The organism is Geodermatophilus sp. SYSU D01119, assembly GCF_054049975.1.
In genome coordinates this window covers 1-20,522 of the sequence record NZ_JBJGYL010000039.1, presented here as the reverse complement: position 1 = coordinate 20,522, position 20,522 = coordinate 1, and the positions used below count along the sequence as shown (strand labels likewise).

Sequence of the window (20,522 nt, the reverse complement as noted above, 5' to 3'; positions counted from 1 at the left end):
GGCTCAGACGGGCAGCAGCGCGTCGATGCGGCGCGCCAGCTCCAGGTCGAGCGCGGTCACGCCCTGCTCGGAGTGGCTGACCAGCGTCAGGTGCAGCGTGCGGAAGCGCAGGTCGACGTCGGGGTGGTGGTCCATCTCCTCGGCGACGTCGGCGATGGCGGCGATCGCCGCGACCGCGGCGGGGAACGACGCGAGCTGCACCGTCCGGTGCAGGCCGGCGGTGTCCCCGCTCCACAGCGGCAGGGAGCGCAGCCCGGCCGCGACCTCGTCAGGGGACAGGCGGGGCGGCCGGGGCACGTCGGGATGCTCCTACAGGTGCAGGCCGCACTCGGTCTTGCCGCGCCCGGCCCAGCGCCCGGCGCGCGGGTCCTCGCCCGGGGCGACCGGCCGGGTGCAGGGCGCGCAGCCGATGGAGGCGTAGCCGATCTCCTGCAGCGGGTTGACCGGCACCCGGTGCTCGGCGATGTAGGCGTCGACGTCGTCCTGCGTCCAGGCCGCCAGCGGGTTGACCTTCACCATGCCGCGCTTGGCGTCCCAGTCGACGACGCGGGTGCCGGCGCGGGTGGCGGCCTCGTCGCGGCGCACGCCCGAGCCCCACGCGGCGTAGCCCGAGAGCGCCTGGGCCAGCGGCTGCACCTTGCGCAGCGCGCAGCACAGGTCGGGGTCGCGGTCGTGCAGCGCCGGGCCGTGCTCGGCGTCCTGCTCGGCCACCGTGCGCGGCGGGGTGACGTTGACGAGCGTGATCGGCAGGACGCTGCTGATCCAGTCGCGGGTGCCGATCGTCTCGGCGAAGTGGTAGCCGGTGTCGAGGAAGACCACGTTGACGCCGGGCACGGCGCGGGAGGCGAGGTGGGCGAGCAGCCCGTCGGCCATCGAGGAGGTGACGGCGAAGCCCTCGCCGAAGGTCTCCCCGGCCCAGCGCAGCACGGCGAGCGCCTGCTCCACCGGGTCGGCGATGCCCTCGAACCGGGCGTCGGCCTCGGCCGCGAGCTCCGGCGTCGCCGCGACCGGCCGGGTCTCCTCCACGGCTGTCACTCCTGCACCCCCGTCGCGATCAGGCGGACCGAGAAGGCCCGCAGGCAGGCGCCGCAGCGCCAGCCCTCCTCGTGCGGCGTGAGCTCCTCGTCGCCGCAGTACGGGCAGTGGAACACCGGCAGCTGCCGGGTCCTTCCCGACGTCGGCTCCTCACTCACAGCAGCCAGGCCTCCTCGGCGCGGGCGACGTAGTGCGCGAAGGACTCGCCCGGCGTGCGGCGCTCCTGGAAGCCCCGCAGCACGCGCTCGCAGTAGTCGGCGGTCTCGGCCTTGGTCACCTTGTGGCCGCGGAACTTGCGGCCGAAGGTCGCCTCGACGCCGAGGTGACCGCCCAGGTGCACCTGGAAGCCCTCGACCATCTCGCCGTTCGCGTCGCGGACCATCGAGCCCTTGAACCCGATGTCGGCGGTCTGGAACCGGGCACAGCTGTTCGGGCAGCCGTTCACGTTGATGCCGATCGGGGTGTCGAAGTCCGGCAGCCGCTTCTCGAGCTCCGCGTAGAGGTCCTGCGCGTGCTGCTTGGTCTCGACGATCGCGAGCTTGCAGAACTCCAGGCCGGTGCAGGCCATGGTGCCGCGGCGGAAGGCGCTCGGCCGCACCTGCAGGTCGTGCTCGGCGAGCGCGGCGACGAGGTCCTCGACCCGCTCGCCGGGCACGTCGAGGATGACCATCTTCTGCTGGGTCGTCGTCCGGATGCGCCCCTGGCCGTACTCGTCGGCGAGGCCCGCGATGGTGGTCAGCAGGGAGCCGCTGATCCGTCCGGTGCGCAGGGCGAACCCGACCGCGTTGAGGCCGTCCTTCTGCCGGCTGACGCCGACGTGGTCGCGCTGGTCGTGCTTCGCCGGGGCGGGCGCGGGGCCGTCCGGCAGCGCCTCGTGCAGGTACTCGTCCTGCAGCACCTGCCGGAACTTCTCCGGCCCCCAGTCGGCCATGAGGAACTTGATCCGGGCGCGGTTGCGCTGCCGCCGGTAGCCGTAGTCGCGGAAGACCGAGGTGCAGGCCGCCCACACGGCGGTCACCTGGTCGGGGCGCACGAAGACGCCGACCCGCTGGGCGAACATCGGGTTGGTCGACAGGCCGCCGCCGACCCACAGGTCGTAGCCGGCCTCCCCGGCCTCGTTGCGCACGCCGACGAAGGCGACGTCGTCGATCTCGGGCTCGGTGCAGTGGTCGACGCAGCCGGACATCGACGTCTTCCACTTGCGCGGCAGGTTGCTGAACTCGGGGGAGCCGACGTACTTCTCGACGGTCTGCGCGATGACGTCGGTCGCGTCGAGCACCTCGTCCTCGAGGATCCCGGCCAGCGGGCAGCCGAGCATGACGCGCGGGACGTCGCCGCAGGCCTCCATCGTGCTGAGGCCCACCGACTCCAGCCGCCGCCAGATCTCGGGCACGTCCTCGATGCGGATCCAGTGGTACTGCACGTTCTGCCGGTCGGTGACGTCGGCGACGTCGCGGCCGAACTCCGTGCTGATGCCGCCGAGGACGCGCAGGGCGTCGCTGGTGAGCTGCCCGCCGTCGATGCGGGCCCGCATCATGAAGTAGGAGTCCTCGAGCTCCTCGGGCTCCAGCACGGCGGTCTTGCCGCCGGGGATGCCCTGGGCGCGCTGGGTGTAGAGGCCCATCCAGCGCATGCGGCCGCGCAGGTCGCCGGGGTCGATGCCGTCGAAGCCGGTCTTCGAGTAGATGTCGAGGATCCGCTGACGGACCTCGAGCCCGTCGGAGTCCTTCTTCATCCGCTCGTTGGGGTTCAGCGGCTCCCGGTAACCGAGCGCCCACTGACCCTGGCCCCGCTGCGGTGTGTCGCGACGCGGTGGCCGGTTGCTCGAACGCGGAGGAGCGGACACGGTGCACTTCTCTCTGCGCCGTCCGCGCCGGTTCGCACCCGCACGGAGGGCGCTGCCAGGTCGGGTCGCGGCGACGGCCGCGGGGGAGGACTGGTGGTCAGCGCGCAGCGCGACAGGCGGCGCTGCTGACCAGGGCGAGGTCGATGTGCAGGCGCGCGACGAGCAGGCTGCCGCGATCCGTCACGCGCTCCATGGTCGCACACCCGCGAGCGGGGGCGGCGCGCTCAGGCGGGTGCGTCCATGGCGGCGCGGATCCGGGCCACCGACTCCTCGAGCGGCGTGACCGACGTGTCGATGACCAGCTCGGCGCGCGCCGGCGGCTCGTAGGGGTCGTCGATGCCGGTGAACCCGGCGATCTCACCGGCCCGCGCCCGGGCGTAGAGGCCCTTCACGTCGCGGGCCTCGCACACCTCCAGCGGCGTTGCCAGGTGCACCAGCACGAACCGGCCGTGCCGCTCGACGAGTGCCCGGGCCTCCTCGCGCGCCTGCTCGTAGGGCGCGATCGCCGCGACGACGACCGTGCCGCCGTGCTTGACCACCTCGCCGGCGACGAAGCCGATCCGGCGGATGTTGAGGTCGCGGTGCTCCCGCGAGAAGGACAGCTCGCTGGACAGGTGCGTGCGGACGACGTCGCCGTCGAGGACGGTGACCGGCCGGCCCTCGGCCTCCAGCCCGGCGACGAGGGCGTCGGCGATCGTGGACTTGCCCGCGCCCGACAGGCCGGTGAGGAAGACGGTGACGCCACCGTGCTGCGCGCTGCTCACGGGTCGAGTCTCGCCGAGCGGGCTCGCAGCGCTCAGGCGGGGTCGTCGCCGAAGGACCGCCAGGCGCTCTCGACGGCGGCGAGCTCCGCCACGTGCCCGGGCAGCTTCCCGGCCACCACGTCGGCGAGCGTGACCTCCTCGAGCACCCGCCGGTAGGCGGCGCGGGCGGCCACCCACACGCTGGCGAGCTCCTCGGCGACGCCGGGGTAGCTGACGTCCTCGGGGCGCTGCCCGTGCACCTCGGCGAGGAAGCCCTGCTCCACCCGCATCACGCGGGCGATGGAGATCTCGGTGGGCGGCAGGGCCAGCCGGTACCCGCCCTCGCGGCCGCGCTGGCTGGTGACCAGCCGGGCGTGCTGCAGGTCGCCGAGGATGCCCTGGAGGAACCTCGAGGGGATGTCCTGCGCCTTGGCGATCCGGTCGCAGGTGAGCGCGTCCGGGGCCACGGCGGCCAGCTCGAGGGCCGCGCGGACCGCGTAGTCGACCCGGGCGGTGATGCGCACGGCGTTCCTCTCCGACGAGTGCCTGGACGGCCCATCCTGCCCCGTCTGCGAGGGTGACGGGGTGTACCGGCTGCGCTTCACCACGGTCGTGGCCGCGCCGCTGACCGTCGCCTTCGACGTCGCCCGGGCCCTCGGGCGCCCCTGGCCGTTCCCGCTGGAGGAGGTCGAGTCGGTGCGCCCGGTGTCCGACCGGTACGCCGCGCCGCCCGGCCCAGGGCGCCGCCGGCTCACCCACGCGCGCACCTTCACCGCCACCGGCGCGGGCACCGTCGTCGAGGAGGAGGTCTGCTGGGAGACCGGCCTGCCGGGCCCGCTCGGCGGTCTCGTGGACCGGACGGTGCTGCGCCGGCGGGTGCTGCGCGCGATGCGCCGGCACCTCGACGGCTACGCGGCGCTGGCGGCGGTGCGGGCGCTCGACGTCGTCCAGGTGGTCGGGGCGGCGATCGTCCGCGGGGACGGCGCCGGAGGGAGCGAGGTGCTGGTGGCCCAGCGGGGCTCGGGGTCGCTCGCCGGCCTGTGGGAGTTCCCGGGCGGCAAGGTGGAGCCGGGGGAGGGGCACGAGGCGGCGCTGGTCCGGGAGTGCGCCGAGGAGCTGGGCGTCACCGTCGTCCCGCAGGCGTTCGTCGGGGAGGTGCCCCTCGACGGCGCGGTCGCGGGCGGGGCGCCGGGCGCCTCGACGCTGCGGGTCTGGGAGGCGCGGCTGGCGGAGGGCGAGCCCGTGGCCCACGAGCACCGCGAGCTGCGCTGGGTCCGGGCCGCCGACCTCGAGGCCCTCGACTGGATCGCCGCCGACCGCCCGCTGCTGCCCGCGGTCCGGGCGCTGCTCACCCGCCCCTAGACGCACCACGGGCGCCGTCCCGGCGGGGACGGCGCCCGAGCGGACGTGCTGGAACGGCCTCGCTGCAGGGTCCCGCCCCGAGCGGAGCGCGGGGTGGGGGGGCAGGGAGGTCCTTCTACTTGAAGACGTCCTTGACCTTCTCGCCGGCCTGCTTGAGGTTCCCGGCGGCCTTGTCGTTGGCACCCTCGGCCTGCAGGTCGCGGTCCCCGGTCGCCTCGCCGACGCGCTCCTTGCCCTCGCCCGACAGCTCCTGGGCCTTGTTCTTCAGCTTGTCGATGCCGCTCACGGTGAGCTCCTCTCCTCGGGTGACCTCCGGTTACCCGCTGGTACAGGCCTGACACCCCATCCGCCCGTACGGCGGAAGTCCTGCGGGAGGAAGGCCGAGGGGCCGGAACACGTGCTGTAGCGAGGGCGGCGTACCGTGCCGTTTGCATCGCGCGCCGTCAGGTCGTGAGCATCAGTCACAACTTGGTGACGGCCGTGGACGCTCCTCACCGAGGGTGCCTAGGGTCGCTCGCGGCGTCCCGGGACCGTTCCCGGGTGTTCACCTGATGGACGCCACGCCCGGCCTCCGTGCCCGGGCACGCATGGACCAGTCCGTTCCCCCCGCACGCGCGGGACGAGGGAGGCATCGCACGTGAAGTTGAGCAAGCGCCGTTCGGCGCTCGTCGCGGCCGGTCTGTCCGGCGCGCTGCTGCTGTCCGCCTGTGGCGGCAGCGACGACAGCGGCTCGGGCAGTGGCAGCGGTGGCGGCGAGGGTGGCGGCACCTTCAGCGTCTACATCGGCGAGCCGGAGAACCCGCTCGTGCCGGGCAACACCACGGAGTCCGAGGGCGACCAGGTCGTCAACTCGCTGTGGACCGGCCTGGTCAAGTACGCCGAGGACGGCTCGGTCGAGTACAGCGGCGTGGCGGAGTCCATCGAGTCCGAGGACAACACCACCTGGACCGTCACGCTCAAGGACGGCTGGACTTTCCACGACGGCAGCCCGGTGAACGCCGAGTCCTTCGTCGACGCGTGGAACTACACCGCCTACAGCCCCAACGCCCAGGGCGCCGCGTCCTACCTGTCGCGGATCGCCGGCTACGCCGACCTGCAGGCGCCGGTCGACGCCGAGGGCAACGCCACCGGTGAGCCGGCCGCCACCGAGATGAGCGGCCTGGCCGTCGTCGACGACCTGACCTTCACCGTCACGCTGTCCTCGCCGTTCTCCAACTTCCCGGCGGTCGTGGGCTACAACTCCTTCTACCCGCTGCCCCCGGCCTTCTTCGAGGACCCCGAGGGCTTCGGCACCCGCCCGATCGGCAACGGCCCGTTCCAGGCCTCCGAGGACTACGTCCCCGGCCAGGGCATCAGCCTGACCCGGTACGAGGACTACGCCGGCGACGACGCCGCGCAGGCCGACGGCGTCGACTACGTCGTCTACGCCGACGTCAACACCGCCTACACCGACGTGCAGGCCGGCAACCTCGACATCGTCGACGTGATCCCGCCCGACGTCATCGAGTCGGCCGAGTCGGAGTTCGGCGACCGGTTCATCCGGACCGAGTCCTCGCAGATCACCTACCTGAGCTTCCCGACCTACGACCAGCGGTTCTCCGACCCGCGGGTCCGGCAGGCGTTCTCCATGGCGATCGACCGGGGGGCCATCTCCGAGGCGATCTTCCAGGGCACCCGCACCCCGGCCGACTCGTTCATCGCGCCGGTCGTCGACGGCTACCGCGAGGGCAGCTGCACCTACTGCACCCTCGACCCCGACGAGGCCAACCGCCTCCTCGACGAGGCCGGCTTCGACCGCAGCCAGCCGGTCGACCTGTGGTTCAACTCCGGCGCCGGCCACGACGCCTGGATGGAGGCCGTGGGCAACCAGCTGCGCGAGAACATCGGCGTCGAGTACGTCCTGCAGGGCAACCTGGACTTCTCCGAGTACCTGCCGCTGCTCGAGTCGAAGGGCGTCGCCGGCCCGTTCCGGTACGGCTGGAGCTTCGACTACCCGGCCGCGGACAGCTACATCACCCCGCTGTTCACGACCTCGTCGCTCGCGCCGGCCGGTTCGAACTACTCGTTCTACACCGACCCGCAGGTCGACCAGTTGGTCGTCGAGGGTGACCAGGCCGCGACCCCCGAGGACAGCGTGACCTCCTACCAGGAGGCGGAGGACATCATCAACGAGGCCATGCCGATGGCCCCGATGTTCTTCACCGAGATCCAGTCGGTGACCTCCGAGAACGTCTCCAACGTCCGCCTGGACCTGTTCCAGCGGATCGTCACCTCCGAGGTCACGGTCAACAGCTGACCCGACCCCGCAGGACCCGCACCACCCGCCGGGGGCGCCCGTCCGACCAGGACGGTCGCCCCCGGCGGCGCGTGTGCCCGGGCCTGCGGCACGATGGACACCGGCGCCGTCCGCTCGCTGCGGCGCACACACCCCGAGGGGGACCATGGGCCGCTACGTAGCGCGCCGCCTGCTGCTCACCATCCCGGTCCTGCTGGGCGCGTCATTCCTGATCTTCGCGATGGTGTACGCCCTGCCGGGCGACCCCATCCGCGCGCTGGGCGGTGACCGGCCGCTCTCGCCCGCCGTCATCGCCGAGCTGCGTGACCGCTTCAACCTCAACGACCCGCTGTACATCCAGTACTGGGAGTACATGAAGGGCCTGTTCCAGGGCGACCTGGGCACCGACTTCCGCGGCCGCCCGGTCCTGGACACCATCGAGCGGACGCTCCCGGTCACGGTGAAGCTCGCGCTCACCGCCATCGTCTTCGAGGCCGTCATCGGCCTGATCGCCGGCGTGCTGGCCGGCATCCGGCGCAACAGCTTCTTCGACAACCTGGTGCTGGTCTCGACGACGCTGATCGTCTCGATCCCGATCCTGGTGCTGGCCTTCTTCGCGCAGCTGCTCTTCGGTCTCAAGCTCGGCTGGTTCCCGATCGCCGGGACCAACGACGGCCTCTACAGCTACCTGCTGCCCGGTCTCGTCCTCGCCTCGGGCTCGCTGGCCTACGTCGCCCGCCTGACCCGCACCAGCCTGGCGGAGAACCTGCGCGCCGACTACGTGCGCACGGCCCGCGCCAAGGGCCTGCCCAACCGGACCGTCATCGTCCGGCACACGCTGCGCAACAGCCTGATCCCGGTCGTCACGTTCATCGGCGCCGACATCGGCACGCTGCTGGGCGGGGCGATCGTGACCGAGTCGGTGTTCAACCTCCCCGGCATCGGCCGGGAGGTGTTCAACGCGGTGCGCGCCCAGGAGGGCGCGGTCGTCGTCGGCATCGTCACCCTGATGGTGTTCTTCTTCATCTTCTTCAACCTGGTCGTGGACGTGCTCTACGCCGTCCTCGACCCGAGGATCCGCTATGACTGACCAGCAGCAGTTGGACCTGCGCAAGGACGAGGTCGAGGCCGGCACCACCACCGGCCTGGCCAGCCCCTCGGTCGACGTCACCAAGGAGCGGCAGAACAGCCTCTGGAGCGACGCCTGGGGAGACCTCCGGCGCAACCCGCTCTTCTGGATCGGCGCCGTGCTGGGCCTGGTCTTCCTGCTCATGGCGCTGGTGCCGCAGGTCTTCGCCCGCGGCGCCGACCCGCGCTCGTGCGACCTCGCCAACTCCCAGGACCGGCCCTCGGCGCAGCACTGGTTCGGCTTCGACCAGCAGGGCTGCGACTACCTGGCAAACGTGGTCTACGGCGCCCGCAACTCGCTGATCATCGGCGTCACCGCAGTGCTGGTCATCCTGCTGCTCGGCGTCCTCGTCGGGGCGATCGCCGGCTACTACGGCGGCGTGACCGACGGGATCCTGGCCCGGATCGCCGACATCTTCTACGCGCTCCCGCTCATCCTCGGCGCGCTGGTGCTGCTCCGCGTGGGCCCCTCGACCGGCATCCCGATCATCAACTCCCGCGGCCCGGGCGCCGTGGCGATCGCGCTGGCGCTCTTCGGCTGGATGACGGCGATGCGGCTGGTCCGCTCCCAGGTCATCGCGGTCAAGAGCTCCGACTACGTGGCCGCCGCCCGCGCGATGGGGGCCTCGGGCCGCCGCATCCTGGTGCGCCACATCCTGCCCAACGCCGTCGCCCCGGTGCTGGTCTACGCGACGATCACCATCGGCGTGATCATCGCCGCGGAGGCGACGCTGACCTACCTCGGCGTCGGCCTGCAGCGCCCCGCGATCTCGTGGGGCCTGCAGATCGCGGCCGGGCAGAACAGCATCCGCACCGCGCCGCACCTGGTGCTCTTCCCCAGCCTGATCCTGACCCTGACGGTGATGGCGTTCGTGATGATGGGTGACGCCCTGCGCGACGCCCTCGACCCGAGGCAGCGCGCATGACCAACCTCGACCTGTCCAAGCCCACCAGCGAGCTCGCCCCCTCCGGCACCCCGCTGCTGGAGGTCGACGACCTGCACGTGGAGTTCCGCACCCGCTCGGGTGTGGTCAACGCCGTCAACGGCGTGAGCTACAGCCTGGCGGCGGGGGAGACCCTGGCGATCCTCGGCGAGTCCGGCTCCGGCAAGTCGGTCTCGGCCCAGGCGATCATGGGGATCCTCGAGACCCCGCCCGCGGTGATCACCGGCGGCGGCATCTGGTTCCAGGGCAGGAACATGCTGGAGATGCCCGCCGAGGACCAGCGCAAGATCCGCGGCCCGGGCATCTCGATGATCTTCCAGGACGCGCTGTCGTCGCTGAACCCGGTGTACAGCGTCGGCTTCCAGATCGGCGAGATGTTCCGCGCGCACCGCGGGCTGTCGAGGAAGGAGGCGCGCAAGCGGGCCATCGAGCTGATGGACCGCGTGCGCATCCCCGCCGCGGCCCGCCGGGTCGACGACTACCCGCACCAGTTCTCCGGCGGCATGCGCCAGCGCGTCATGATCGCCATGGCGATCGCCCTGGACCCGCGGATCCTCATCGCCGACGAGCCCACGACCGCCCTCGACGTCACGGTCCAGGCCCAGGTCATGGACCTGCTCAAGGACCTGCAGGCGGAGACGGGGATGGGGCTGATCCTCATCACCCACGACCTCGGCGTCGTCAACGAGGTCGCCGACAACGTGGCGGTCATGTACGCCGGGGAGATCGTCGAGCGGGGCACCGTCGACGACGTCTTCAGCAAGCCGGCCCACCCCTACACCGACGGCCTGATGAGCTCCGTGCCGCAGGTGGAGGCCAAGGGCGGGCGGCTGCGACCCATCGCCGGCCAGCCGCCGAACCTGGCGCGCATCCCCAGCGGCTGCCCGTTCCACCCGCGCTGCACCCGACGCCGCCTGGGTGCTGCGGCCGCGCCCGGCCGCGAGTGCGCGACCGACGTCCCGCCGCTGCGGCTGGTCGTCCCGGGTCGCGAGGCCGCGTGCCACTACAGCGAGGAGGTGCTCGGTGTCCCAGCCGAGTGAGCACGGCGCCACCGCGGCGTCGTCCCTGTCGAAGTCGTCGCCGCCCACCGAGGCGGTGCCCGGTGCACCGGCGCAGGCGTTGCCGGCGGCGAGCGGGCTGCGCGGGTCGCTGGGCGAGCCCCTGCTCGAGATCCGCGGGCTGCAGAAGCACTTCCCGCTGACGCAGGGCATCGTCTTCAAGCGCACGATCGGGCACGTCCGCGCCGTCGACGGCGTCGACCTGACCCTGCGCCGCGGCGAGACCGTCGGCCTGGTCGGCGAGTCCGGCTGCGGCAAGTCGACGGTGTCGAAGCTGATCGTCGCCCTCGAGCGGCCGACCGGCGGGTCGATCCTCTACAAGGGCAAGGACGTCGCCCGCATGGGCGGCCGCGCGCTCAAGGAGTACCGGCGCGAGGTCCAGATCATCTTCCAGGACCCGTACGCGTCGCTGAACCCGCGGATGACCGTCGGCGACATCGTCGCCGAGGGCTGGGCCGTGCACGACGACGTCGCCCCGAAGAAGGGCCGGCTCAAGCGCACGCAGGAGCTGCTCGACCGCGTCGGCCTCAACCCCGACTACGTCAACCGCTACCCGCACCAGTTCTCCGGCGGCCAGCGCCAGCGCATCGGCATCGCCCGGGCGCTCGCGCTGCAGCCCGAGGTGATCGTCTGCGACGAGCCGGTGTCGGCGCTCGACGTGTCGGTGCAGGCGCAGGTGGTCAACCTGCTCGAGGACCTGCAGGACGAGTTCGGCCTGTCCTACCTGTTCATCGCCCACGACCTGTCGGTGGTGCGCCACATCTCCGACCGCGTCGCGGTGATGTACCTCGGCAGCATCGTCGAGGAGGGCACCGACGCCGAGGTGTACGGGTCGCCGTCGCACCCCTACACGCAGGCGCTGCTGTCCTCGGTGCCGCTGCACGAGCCGCACCTGCGCGGGCAGAAGGACCGGATCCTGCTCCAGGGCGACGTCCCGAGCCCGGCCGACCCGCCCTCGGGCTGCCGGTTCCGCACCCGCTGCTGGAAGGCCCAGGACATCTGCGCCCAGGAGGCCCCGGCGCTGGTCGACCGCGGCCAGGGCCACCCGTCGGCCTGCCACTTCGCCGAGGCCCGGATGGTCGTCCCGGTCGACGCGGAGTGATCTGTCGTCCTACCGGACGACACCGCGGCCTCGTGCCGTTCCCGGCCTGAGCTGAGCCCCGCCGCCGCACCCGGCGGGGACCCTCCGGGCCCGCCACCGGTCACGACACCCCGGTGGCGGGCTCAGGAGGTAGGCGACAATGACCGCTCGTGACCTCCGCTGAGCCCTCGCGTCGTCTCCTGCTCGTCCACGCCCACCCCGACGACGAGACGATCAACAACGGCGCCACGATGGCCCGCTACGCCGCCGAGGGCGCGCAGGTCACGCTGCTCACCTGCACGCTCGGCGAGGAGGGCGAGGTCCTCGTCCCCGAGCTGGAGCTGCTCGCTCCCGAGCACGCCGACCAGCTCGGCGGCTACCGCATCTCCGAGCTCCGGGCGGCCATGGACGCCCTCGGCGTGACCGACTGGCGCTTCCTCGGCGGCCCCGGGCGCTACCGCGACTCCGGGATGATGGGGACGCCGGCCAACGAGAAGCCACGCGCGTTCTGGCGGGCCGACGTCGACGAGGCGGTGGCGCACGCGGTCGCCGTCGTCCGGGAGGTCCGGCCGCAGGTCGTCGTCACCTACGACGAGCGGGGCGGCTACGGCCACCCCGACCACATCCAGGCCCACCGGGTCGCCATGGCCGCCGTCGAGCGCGCCGCCGACCCGGCGTACCGCCCCGACCTGGGCGGGGCGTGGGACGTCGCCAAGGTCTACTGGTGCTGCACCCCGCGCTCGGTGCTGCGCGAGGGCGCGGAGGCGATGGCCGCGCTGGGGGAGGCCGCCCCGTTCGAGCGGCTCGGGGACATCGACGACATCCCGTTCGCCGTGCCCGACGAGCTGGTCACCGCCGCCGTCGACGGGCGGGCGTACGCGGGCCGCAAGGACGCCGCCATGCGGGCGCACGCCACCCAGATCACCGTGGACGGGCCGTTCTTCGCGCTGTCGAACAACCTCGGCCAGGAGGTGCTCGGCGTCGAGCACTACCGGCTGGTGCGCGGCGAGCGCGGCCCGGGAGGCGAGGGCCCGCAGGGCTGGGAGGACGACCTGTTCGCCGGCCTGCCCGGATGACCCGCGCCGCCACGCTCGCCGGCGCGGCGGTCCTCGCGGTCGCCGTCGCCGCGTGGCTGGCCCTGGTGGAGGTGTTCTGGCTGCCGCTGCGGATCGGCGGCGTGCTCGTGCCGCTGTCGGTGCTCGCCGCGGCCGGCGGCAACTTCCTGCTGGTCAGCGCGGCGCACCGGCTCACCGGCTCGCGGGTGGTCGCCGTGCTGCCGGCGGTCACCTGGCTGGCCATCGCGCTGGCGGCGACCGCGCGCCGGCCCGAGGGCGACCTGGTCGCCGTCGGCACCGGCGGCCTGGGCACCGTGACGCTGGCCTTCCTCGGCCTGGGCGTCGTCGGGGCCGCCGTCGCCGTCGGCCGGGTGCTCGCGACGCCGGCGCGCCGGGCCGGCTAGCTCCCCGTCCGCTGCGCGGGCACCAGCGTGCGCACCGGGTGCCCGGCGAGCCACCCGGGGAACCGGTCGGCGGGCATCGGGCGGCCGACGTGCCAGCCCTGCGCGACGTCGCAGTCCAGGCGCCGCAGCTCCTCCAGCGTGGCGGCGTCCTCGACGCCCTCCACGACGAAGGTCATCCCGAGGTCGCGGCTGAGCTGCTGGGTGCTGCGCACGATCGCGCCGGCCCGCGGGTCGCGGGTCAGCGACGTGACGAAGCTGCGGTCGAGCTTGAGCTCGTCGACCGGCAGCGCCCGCAGGTAGGTGAGCGAGGAGTAACCGGTGCCGTAGTCGTCCACCGACAGCCGCACCCCGAGCCGGCGCAGGTCGGCGAGCACCTGCTGGCTGCGGGCGGCGTCGGCCATGAGGACGTCCTCGGTGATCTCCAGGACCAGCGCCTCCGGCGGCACGCCGCGCGCCTCCAGCAGCAGCGCCACCTGCTCGGGGAGCGCGAGGTCCTGCAGGTTGGACACCGACAGGTTCACCGCGACGCCGAGGTCGTGCCCGGCGTCGCGCCACCGGCGCAGGTCGAGCAGCGAGCGCTCGAGCACCCGCAGCGTGAGCCGGCGCATGAGCCCGGCCTGCTCGGCCAGCGGCAGGAAGACGTCGGGGGTGAGCAGCCCGCGGGTGGGGTGCTCCCAGCGGACCAGGGCCTCGACGCCGATGACGTCGCCGGTGCGCAGGCAGACCTTCGGCTGGTAGTGCGGCACCAGCTGCTCGGTGTCCAGCGCCGCGCGCAGCTCCTCGAGGGTGCGCAGCCGGTCGCGGGAGTCGGTGGTGCCCTCCGGCGTCCACACGCACCAACCCGACCGGCCGCGCTTGGCGCCGTACATGGCGGTGTCGGCGCGGGCGAGCAGCAGCGACCGGTCGCGGCCGTGGTCGGGGCACAGGGCCACGCCGATGCTCGCGTCGACGTGCAGCGGCTGGCCGTCGAGGACGAACGGCTCGCGCAGCGCCTCGCCCAGCCGCTCGGCGACGTCGCGGGCGCGGCAGTCCCCGGCGTCGGGCAGCAGGACCGCGAACTCGTCGCCGCCCATGCGGGCCAGCAGGTCGCCGGGCCCCAGGGCGGCCTGCAGCCGCGGGCCGACCAGGCACAGCAGGTCGTCGCCGACGCTGTGGCCGAAGCTGTCGTTGATCTCCTTGAACCGGTCGAGGTCGATCATCAGGACGGCGGCCGAGCGGTGCGGGCGGCCGTAGATGGTGCGCTCGACCTGCTCGGTGAACCGCCGGCGGTTGGCCAGCCCGGTGAGCGGGTCGTGGTGCGCCTCGGTGGCCAGCTGGGCCAGCCGGAGCCGCTCGACCGCGCGCAGAGCGGCGTTCTCCACCACCAGCGCGCCCTCGAGCACGATCCGGTGGACGGCCTCGCGCACCGCCGGGGACCAGCGGGCCCGGCGGCCCACCGCCCCGCACACCACGAGCCCGAGCAGCCGCTCACCGGCCAGCAGGGGGACGGCGACGAACGAGGTGAGGCCCAGCACCGCGACGATCTCGGGGGACAGCAGGCCGCCGTCGCGGGCGTCCTCGGCGAACACCGGCTGGCGCGCCTCCACCACGGCCCGCCACAGCGGGAAGCCGTCGGCGGGGCGGCCGCCGACCCGCCCGGTGAGCGCCGCGCGGGCTTCGTCGGGCCAGCCGACGAAGCGGATGTCGGCGACCACGCCGTCGTCGTCGAGCAGGTAGGCCGCGCCGCGGTCGGTGCCGGTCAGCCGCTGGACGGCGGCCGCGAGGACCTCCGCGGCGGCGGGGACGTCGCCGGCGTCGGCGCCCTCCACCAGCAGCCGGCGGACGGCGTCGGTGGCCTGCAGCTCCTCGGCGCGGGCCTGGGCGGCGCGCGCCTGCTCGACCACGCCGCCCAGGTGCGCGCCGGCGGCGGACGCCAGGCGGCGCACCTCGCGGGAGAAGGGCCGCAGCTCGGCGCTGTCGAGGGTGAGCACCCCGACGACGCCGGGGGCGCGGCCCAGCGGGACGGCGAGCAGCGAGCCGATGCCGAAGCTCTCGGCCCACCACGCGCCGAGCAGGTCGCTGCCGCGGTCGGCGGAGGCCGGCTCGCCGGTGGCCAGCACCTGCTCGACGACGCCGAGCGGGGCCGGCGCGCCGCGGAACCGCCGCCAGGTGGCCGGGTCGCGGCGGCCGTCGGCGTAGCGGGCCATGCTCGGCACGGGCCGGCCGTCCTCGACGAGGAAGACGCACGCGCGGTCGACCCCGCCGAGGGCGGCCAGGCGCTCGCAGGCGGAGCCGAGCAGCGCGTCGACCGAGCGGGCCTGGGTGGCGGCCTCCACGACCTCCAGCAGCGTCTCCGCCGACTCCATCCGGCGCCGCTCGGTGCGCCGCGCCCAGGCGCCGGCCAGGGCCGCGCCCAGGCCGGCGGCGGTGCGCGCCACGCGGGGGTCGGTGCCGCAGCGGGCCGGCTCGACGACCAGCACGCCGGCGACGTCGCCGCCGCGCAGCACCGGGGTGCCGGCGGCGTCGTGCACGCCCAGCGCGGCGAGCTCGCGCGCCTCCGGTCCGGGGTCGCCGGGCGTGACGGCGAGCGGGCGCCGGTCGCGCACGAGGGTGGTGAGGAACGGGGAGCGGCTGACGGCGAGCGGCACGCGGACGGTGGCGTTGCCGGGGCCGGCGTGCTCGTCGACGGACTGCGCGAAGGGCACGCCGAGGTCGGTGTCGGCCTCGTGGATCCACACCGACACGCGGGCGGCGCCCAGGGCCAGGCGCAGCGAGGTCAGCCGGTGCTCCAGCGCGGCCTCGGCGTCGAAGGGCGAGTCGGAGGAGGAGGCCGGCCACGCCGGTGCCCCGGGGGAGGTCCCTGGCAGCTCGGTCACACCGTTCTGATCGGCGCTGTTCCGGAACCCTTGAGGCGTCTGCCCCCGCCGGGTGAGCGTCAGGCCGCCCCGGGCGCCCAGCGGTAGTGGTAGCGGTGGTGCTCGACGTAGCCGGCGCGGCGGTAGAGCTCCCGCGCGGGCGCGTTGGACGCCGACACCTGCAGGTAGACCCAGTGTGCGCCCCGCCCGGCGCCCCAGCGGGTGAGCGCGGTCATGACCGTGCCGGCCAGCCCGCGGCGGCGGTGCCCCTCGGCCACGGTCAGCGCGCTCACCCCGAGCCAGTCGCCGGTGACCACCCCGCGGGCGACGGCGACCGGGGGCGCACCCGGCTCCGGCCGGACGGCGGCGAAGACGGGGCGGTCCCCGCCGGCCAGCACCGCGCGGGCGGCGGCGGGGTCGGCGTCGGGCCGGTAGAGGGCCAGCCAGTCGTCGCCGGGGGAGGGGGCCAGCTCGACGTCGTCGCCGGCGCGCGCGGCCAGCGGGGCGGTGAGCACCAGCACGTCCTCGGTGCGCTCCCACCCGGCCGCCGCCAGCGCCGCGCCGGCGCCCCGGGCCTGCACGCCGGGCAGCGCGACCCCCGGTCGCAGCCCGCGGGCCCGGTACCAGCGGACGACGGCGTCGGTGGCCTCCGGCAGCGGCAGCCCGGGGTCGCCGGTGACCAGCGCGGTGTTCGCCCGGCCGGTGAAGCCGCCGCCGGCGCGCAGCAGCCACCCGCCCAGCGGCTCCTCCTCCGGGGCCGGCCAGCCGCGCGCGGCGAGGCGCTCCAGGTCGGTGACCCCCAGCGGCGAGCGGCTCTGTCCCATGCCCCGATCCTGCGGGGTCGGCGGCGACCTCCTCCTCCCGGGGCGGGTGCGTCCACCCGTCGCGCCCGACGCGGGGGGCCGGGGCCATACTTGACCGCAGATCCGCGCGCCCCCGGCCCCGAGCCGGGGCGCTGCCCGCACGTCCCCCGGGAGGACCCACCGTGACCTACGTGATCACCCAGGCCTGTGTCGACGTCCTCGACAAGGCGTGCATCGACGAGTGTCCGGTGGACTGCATCTACGAGGGCGACCGGATGCTCTACATCCACCCCGACGAGTGCGTCGACTGCGGCGCCTGCGAGCCGGTGTGCCCGGTGGAGGCCATCTACTACGAGGACGACGTCCCGGACAAGTGGAAGGATTTCTACAACGCCAACGTGGAGTTCTTCTCCGACCTGGGCAGCCCCGGCGGCGCCGCCAAGACGGGCAAGGTCGGCCACGACCACCCGCTGGTGGCGGCCCTCCCGCCGCAGGGCGAGGGGCACTGACGACCACGGCGGGGACGGCGGCCGGCCACCGGCTGCCCGACTTCCCCTGGGACAGCCTGGAGGCCGCCCGCGCCCGCGCGGCGCAGCACCCCGGCGGCATCGTCGACCTGTCCATCGGGACGCCGGTCGACGAGACGCCGGAGGTCCTGCGCACCGCGCTGGCCGGGGCCGGGAACTCGCCGGGCTACCCGATGGCGCTGGGCACCCGGGAGCTGCGCACCGCCGCCGCCGGGTGGCTGCAGCGCCGCCTGGGCGTGACGCTGGCCGACCCGCTGGGCGCCGACCCGTCGGTGGTGCCGACGATCGGCTCCAAGGAGCTCGTCGCGCTCATGCCCACGCTGCTGGGCCTGCGCGAGGGCACGGTGCTGATCCCCGAGGTCGCCTACCCGACCTACGAGGTCGGCGCCGTGCTGTCGGGGCTCGCGGTGCGCCGCGCCGACGCCCCGCCCGCCGACGCCGCCGGGGTCGTCCTGGTCTGGCTGAACTCACCCGGCAACCCGCACGGGCGGGTGCTGTCCGACGACGAGCTGCGCGCCTGGGCCGCCTGGGGCCGCGCGCACGGCGTCCCGGTCGTCGCCGACGAGTGCTACGCCACCCTCGGCTGGGAGGTGCAGCCGCGCTCGCTGCTGCACCCCGCCGTCGCCGGCGAGGACCACACCGGCCTGCTGGCGGTGCACTCGCTGTCCAAGCAGTCCACGGCGGCCGGTTACCGCGCCGGGCTGCTCTCCGGCGACCCGGTGCTGGTCCGCCGGGTGTGGGAGGTCCGCCGGCACCTCGGCCTGCTGGTCCCCGGGCCGGTGCAGGCCGCGATGACCGCGGCGCTGGACGACGACGCGCACGTCGACGAGCAGCGCGAGCGCTACCGGCGCCGCCGCGAGCGGCTGGCCGCCGCGGTGCGGGCCGCCGGCCTGCGCATCGACCACTCCGAGGCCGGGCTCTACCTGTGGGCCACCCGCGACGAGGACTGCTGGACGACGGTCGAGTGGCTGGCGGGCCTGGGCATCGTGCCCGCGCCCGGCTCCTTCTACGGCCCGGCCGGCGCCCGGCACGTGCGCTTCGCGCTCACGGCCACCGACGAGCGGATCGACGCCGCCGCGGAGCGCCTCACCGCCTGAGCAGGCCCGCCACCAGTCGCCTGCAAGGGACCGGCACGGTGGCGGCAGTTCTCCGCCAGACACCTGCAAGTGCCGCCCGACACGGTGGTCCTCCCCGCCGGGCACCCCGCCCGGCCAGGCCGGGAGGCCCCGCCGTGTTCCTCGTCGTGTTCCTGCTCGTCCCCGTCGCCACCCTCGTGGCGCTGCTCGCCCTCGAGGCGCGCCTGCACCGCAACCGCAGCCTCGCCGGCACCGCCGGGATGTCCGCTGCCTTCGACCGCCCGGAGCTCCACGGCAAGAGCCGCGGCCGGGTGACCTGAGCGGTCAGCCGCAGTTGCGCGTCCGGTCGTCCGTGCGCAGCGCCGCCGTCAGCGCGGCCGCCAGGGGCTCGTGCTGCTGGTACAGCTCCGGGAAGCCGGAGCGCTGCACGAGCTGGGCGGCCTCCGTGAGCCGCATGGTGTCCCAGCCGGGCACCCGCACCAGCCGGTCGTAGAACTGGCCGGCCGCGTAGACCGGGTCCTGCACCTGCGCGGGCGTGCCCCAGCCCTGCGACGGCCGCTGCTGGAACAGGCCGAGGGAGTCGCGGTCGCCGTAGTCGAGGTTGCGCAGCGTCGACTCCTGCATCGCCGTCGCCAGCGCGATGACGATCGCCCGCTCGGGCAGCCCGCGCTCCTTCGCCACCCCGGCGATGGTCTGGGCGTTGGTCCACTGCTCGCCGCTCAGGGTCACCGACGTCGAGGGCACCGTGCACAGCGCCGTCGCCGCCACCGGCTCCGGGCGGTCGTCCCCCCAGACGATCGACGCGAGCACGACGACGCCGACCAGCAGCGCCGGCCACCAGTGCCGCCACACCCACGGGTTGCCGCCCGGCCGCTTCGCGGGGGCCGACCTCGCCGCGGGCCGCTTCGCCGGCGGGCGCTTCGACGGCGCCTTCCTCGCCGGCGGGCGCTTCGCCCCCGGGCGCGCGGCCGCGGGGCGGGTGCCGGTCCGTGCGCTGGTCATCGCCGTCGATGCTAGGTCGGTCCCGCGGCCGGGTCCCGGACCTCGCGGGGGCCGGTGGTGCGCCTGGTGCACCCGCGGTGTGGCCGCCGTCGCTAGCGTGTGCCCGCCACCCCCGCCCCTCTCGAGGAGTACCGCCATGGCCGACGTCCTGCTCCCCGGGGTGACCGCCACCCGGGTGCCCACCGCGCGCCTGACCCAGAACGTGCTGCACCCCGAGGGCACCGACCCCGCCGGGCCGGGCGAGGCGGTGCTGTTCGTGCACGGCAACGTGAGCTCGGCGCTGTTCTGGCAGCACGCCCTGCGCACCGTGCACGAGACCGGCCGGCACCGCGTGCTCGCCGTCGACCTGCGCGGCTACGGCGACACCGACCCGCTGCCGGTGGACGCCCGCCGCGGCGTGCGGGACTGGGCCGACGACGTCGCCGCGCTGGTGGACGCCCTCGGCCTCGACCGCGTGCACCTGGTCGGCTGGAGCATGGGCGCCGGCGTCGTCCTGCAGTACCTGCTCGACGCCCCGGGCGAGGTGGCGTCGGTGGCGCTCGTCGCGCCGGTGTCCCCGTACGGGTTCGGCGGCACCGCCGGACCCGAGGGGCGGCTGCTGGCCGCCGACGGCGCGGGCTCGGGCGGGGGAGCGGCCAACCCGGAGTTCGTGGCGGCGCTCGCCGCCGGCGACACCTCCGACGCCGCGCCGACCAGCCCGCGGTCGATCCTGCGCGCGTTCTACGTGGCGCCCGGCTCGCTGCCGATCGACCCGCAGCTCGAGGACGTGTTCGTCGCCGCGATGCTGTCCACCCGCACCGGCGAGGACAACTACCCGGGCGACGCCGTCCCCAGCGAGACCTGGCCGATGACGGCGCCCGGCCCGCGCGGGGTGCTCAACACGATGGCGCCGACGGTGTTCGACGTCTCCGGCATCGTCGACCTGCCGGTCAAGCCCCCCGTGCTGTGGCTGCGCGGCGACGCCGACGCCATCGTCTCCGACACCTCGGTGTTCGACCTGGCGTACCTCGGGCAGCTCGGCGCGGTGCCCGGGTGGCCCGGTGCGGAGGTCTGCCCGCCGCAGCCGATGGTCACCCAGACCCGCGCGGTGCTCGACCGCTACGCGGCCTCCGGCGGCGCCTACCGCGAGGTCGTGCTGCCCGGTGTGGGGCACTCGCCGCACGTGGAGCGGCCGCAGGAGTCGGTCGTGGCGCTGCTCGAGCACCTCGACGTCCCGGCCGTGGAGCCCGCGAACCTCACCTGACCGGCGTGGGGGGGGGGGGGGGGGGGGGGGGGGGGGGGGGGGGGGGGGGGGGGGGGGGGGGGGGGGGGGGGGGGGGGGGGGGGCTGGGGGGGGGGGCTGGGGGGGG

The 20,522-nt window shown here is 74.6% G+C and carries 22 protein-coding genes; 12 read left to right on the top strand and 10 right to left on the bottom strand.

Annotated features, from left to right (window positions below; all coding sequences use genetic code 11):
- Positions 1–3 precede the first annotated feature (3 nt).
- From ACI79X_RS21625 to ACI79X_RS21600, 6 genes are all read right to left on the bottom strand, one after another.
- Positions 4–297, bottom strand: coding sequence for a 4a-hydroxytetrahydrobiopterin dehydratase (locus ACI79X_RS21625; protein WP_457027478.1), 294 nt, complete (start codon positions 295–297; stop codon positions 4–6).
- Positions 298–309: 12 nt separating this feature from the next.
- Entirely contained in the window at positions 310–1,026 is a 717-nt protein-coding gene (locus ACI79X_RS21620; protein WP_457027477.1) for a phosphoadenylyl-sulfate reductase, read from the bottom strand.
- Positions 1,027–1,031: 5 nt separating this feature from the next.
- Complete coding sequence (locus ACI79X_RS21615) at positions 1,032–1,193, bottom strand: hypothetical protein (RefSeq protein ID WP_457027476.1); 162 nt, start codon at positions 1,191–1,193, stop codon at positions 1,032–1,034.
- Positions 1,190–2,881 carry a nitrite/sulfite reductase gene (locus tag ACI79X_RS21610; RefSeq protein WP_457027475.1) on the bottom strand — a complete coding sequence of 564 codons (1,692 nt, stop codon included), beginning with the start codon at positions 2,879–2,881 and terminating at the stop codon, positions 1,190–1,192. Before ACI79X_RS21610 ends, ACI79X_RS21615 begins: the two co-directional genes overlap by 4 nt.
- A 224-nt stretch (positions 2,882–3,105) precedes the next feature.
- Positions 3,106–3,645: an adenylyl-sulfate kinase gene (gene cysC, locus ACI79X_RS21605; protein WP_457027474.1), complete on the bottom strand. Its 540-nt coding sequence runs from the start codon at positions 3,643–3,645 to the stop codon at positions 3,106–3,108.
- A gap of 32 nt (positions 3,646–3,677) precedes the next feature.
- Positions 3,678–4,148, bottom strand: a complete 471-nt coding sequence (locus tag ACI79X_RS21600; RefSeq protein ID WP_457027473.1) for an RrF2 family transcriptional regulator — start codon at positions 4,146–4,148, stop codon at positions 3,678–3,680.
- A gap of 61 nt (positions 4,149–4,209) precedes the next feature.
- On the opposite strand from ACI79X_RS21600, the gene ACI79X_RS21595 reads away from it, so the two are divergent.
- A complete protein-coding gene (locus ACI79X_RS21595) occupies positions 4,210–4,986 on the top strand; it encodes a (deoxy)nucleoside triphosphate pyrophosphohydrolase (protein WP_457027472.1) in 777 nt (258 codons plus the stop codon).
- A gap of 115 nt (positions 4,987–5,101) precedes the next feature.
- Here the strand turns inward: ACI79X_RS21595 and ACI79X_RS21590 are convergent, their stop codons facing one another.
- The gene (locus ACI79X_RS21590; RefSeq protein WP_073418752.1) at positions 5,102–5,272 is read right to left on the bottom strand and encodes a CsbD family protein; all 171 of its coding nucleotides are present in this window, start codon (positions 5,270–5,272) and stop codon (positions 5,102–5,104) included.
- 351 nt (positions 5,273–5,623) lie between these two features.
- On the opposite strand from ACI79X_RS21590, the gene ACI79X_RS21585 reads away from it, so the two are divergent.
- The 7 genes from ACI79X_RS21585 (at position 5,624) to ACI79X_RS21555 (ending at position 12,931) form a co-directional block, all read left to right on the top strand.
- Entirely contained in the window at positions 5,624–7,282 is a 1,659-nt protein-coding gene (locus ACI79X_RS21585) for a peptide ABC transporter substrate-binding protein (RefSeq protein ID WP_457027471.1), read from the top strand.
- A gap of 145 nt (positions 7,283–7,427) precedes the next feature.
- Positions 7,428–8,351, top strand: a complete 924-nt coding sequence (locus ACI79X_RS21580; RefSeq protein WP_457027470.1) for an ABC transporter permease — start codon at positions 7,428–7,430, stop codon at positions 8,349–8,351.
- A complete protein-coding gene (locus tag ACI79X_RS21575) occupies positions 8,344–9,315 on the top strand; it encodes an ABC transporter permease (RefSeq protein ID WP_457027469.1) in 972 nt (323 codons plus the stop codon). Before ACI79X_RS21580 ends, ACI79X_RS21575 begins: the two co-directional genes overlap by 8 nt.
- Positions 9,312–10,373 (top strand): ABC transporter ATP-binding protein, encoded by a 1,062-nt coding sequence (locus ACI79X_RS21570; protein ID WP_457027468.1) that lies wholly within the window; start codon positions 9,312–9,314, stop codon positions 10,371–10,373. Before ACI79X_RS21575 ends, ACI79X_RS21570 begins: the two co-directional genes overlap by 4 nt.
- On the top strand, positions 10,357–11,493 hold the full coding sequence (locus ACI79X_RS21565; RefSeq protein ID WP_457027467.1) for an ABC transporter ATP-binding protein: 1,137 nt from the start codon (positions 10,357–10,359) through the stop codon (positions 11,491–11,493). Before ACI79X_RS21570 ends, ACI79X_RS21565 begins: the two co-directional genes overlap by 17 nt.
- A 149-nt stretch (positions 11,494–11,642) precedes the next feature.
- Positions 11,643–12,548 (top strand): N-acetyl-1-D-myo-inositol-2-amino-2-deoxy-alpha-D-glucopyranoside deacetylase, encoded by a 906-nt coding sequence (mshB, locus tag ACI79X_RS21560; protein WP_457027466.1) that lies wholly within the window; start codon positions 11,643–11,645, stop codon positions 12,546–12,548.
- Positions 12,545–12,931 carry a hypothetical protein gene (locus tag ACI79X_RS21555; RefSeq protein WP_457027465.1) on the top strand — a complete coding sequence of 129 codons (387 nt, stop codon included), beginning with the start codon at positions 12,545–12,547 and terminating at the stop codon, positions 12,929–12,931. Before mshB ends, ACI79X_RS21555 begins: the two co-directional genes overlap by 4 nt.
- On the opposite strand, the gene ACI79X_RS21550 is transcribed toward ACI79X_RS21555, so the two are convergent.
- Together ACI79X_RS21550 and ACI79X_RS21545 are read right to left on the bottom strand one after the other, a co-directional pair.
- Positions 12,928–15,786, bottom strand: a complete 2,859-nt coding sequence (locus ACI79X_RS21550; protein ID WP_457027464.1) for a bifunctional diguanylate cyclase/phosphodiesterase — start codon at positions 15,784–15,786, stop codon at positions 12,928–12,930. The two genes, ACI79X_RS21555 and ACI79X_RS21550, sit on opposite strands and share 4 nt — an antisense overlap.
- Positions 15,787–15,845: 59 nt before the next feature.
- Entirely contained in the window at positions 15,846–16,589 is a 744-nt protein-coding gene (locus ACI79X_RS21545; protein WP_457027463.1) for a GNAT family N-acetyltransferase, read from the bottom strand.
- Between the two features lie 161 nt (positions 16,590–16,750).
- Here ACI79X_RS21545 and fdxA point away from each other — a divergent pair, with 161 nt between their 5' ends.
- From fdxA to ACI79X_RS21530, 3 genes are all read left to right on the top strand, one after another.
- Positions 16,751–17,077 (top strand): ferredoxin, encoded by a 327-nt coding sequence (fdxA, locus tag ACI79X_RS21540; protein WP_073418760.1) that lies wholly within the window; start codon positions 16,751–16,753, stop codon positions 17,075–17,077.
- A complete protein-coding gene (gene dapC, locus ACI79X_RS21535) occupies positions 17,074–18,192 on the top strand; it encodes a succinyldiaminopimelate transaminase (RefSeq protein WP_457027496.1) in 1,119 nt (372 codons plus the stop codon). Before fdxA ends, dapC begins: the two co-directional genes overlap by 4 nt.
- A gap of 134 nt (positions 18,193–18,326) precedes the next feature.
- Positions 18,327–18,491: a hypothetical protein gene (locus ACI79X_RS21530; protein WP_457027462.1), complete on the top strand. Its 165-nt coding sequence runs from the start codon at positions 18,327–18,329 to the stop codon at positions 18,489–18,491.
- Positions 18,492–18,495: 4 nt separating this feature from the next.
- Here the strand turns inward: ACI79X_RS21530 and ACI79X_RS21525 are convergent, their stop codons facing one another.
- Positions 18,496–19,173 (bottom strand): hypothetical protein, encoded by a 678-nt coding sequence (locus ACI79X_RS21525; RefSeq protein WP_457027461.1) that lies wholly within the window; start codon positions 19,171–19,173, stop codon positions 18,496–18,498.
- Positions 19,174–19,309: 136 nt separating this feature from the next.
- Between ACI79X_RS21525 and ACI79X_RS21520 the strand changes: the two genes are divergently transcribed.
- The gene (locus ACI79X_RS21520) at positions 19,310–20,416 is read left to right on the top strand and encodes an alpha/beta fold hydrolase (protein ID WP_457027460.1); all 1,107 of its coding nucleotides are present in this window, start codon (positions 19,310–19,312) and stop codon (positions 20,414–20,416) included.
- Positions 20,417–20,522: the final 106 nt, after the last annotated feature.

Coding starts and splice junctions, on each gene's coding strand:
- ACI79X_RS21525 (WP_457027461.1), bottom strand. CDS start 19,173: ATGACCAGCGCACGGACCGGCACCCGCCCCGCGGCCGCGCGCCCGGGG.
- ACI79X_RS21520 (WP_457027460.1), top strand. CDS start 19,310: ATGGCCGACGTCCTGCTCCCCGGGGTGACCGCCACCCGGGTGCCCACC.
- ACI79X_RS21545 (WP_457027463.1), bottom strand. CDS start 16,589: ATGGGACAGAGCCGCTCGCCGCTGGGGGTCACCGACCTGGAGCGCCTC.
- ACI79X_RS21570 (WP_457027468.1), top strand. CDS start 9,312: ATGACCAACCTCGACCTGTCCAAGCCCACCAGCGAGCTCGCCCCCTCC.
- ACI79X_RS21555 (WP_457027465.1), top strand. CDS start 12,545: ATGACCCGCGCCGCCACGCTCGCCGGCGCGGCGGTCCTCGCGGTCGCC.
- ACI79X_RS21580 (WP_457027470.1), top strand. CDS start 7,428: ATGGGCCGCTACGTAGCGCGCCGCCTGCTGCTCACCATCCCGGTCCTG.
- ACI79X_RS21575 (WP_457027469.1), top strand. CDS start 8,344: ATGACTGACCAGCAGCAGTTGGACCTGCGCAAGGACGAGGTCGAGGCC.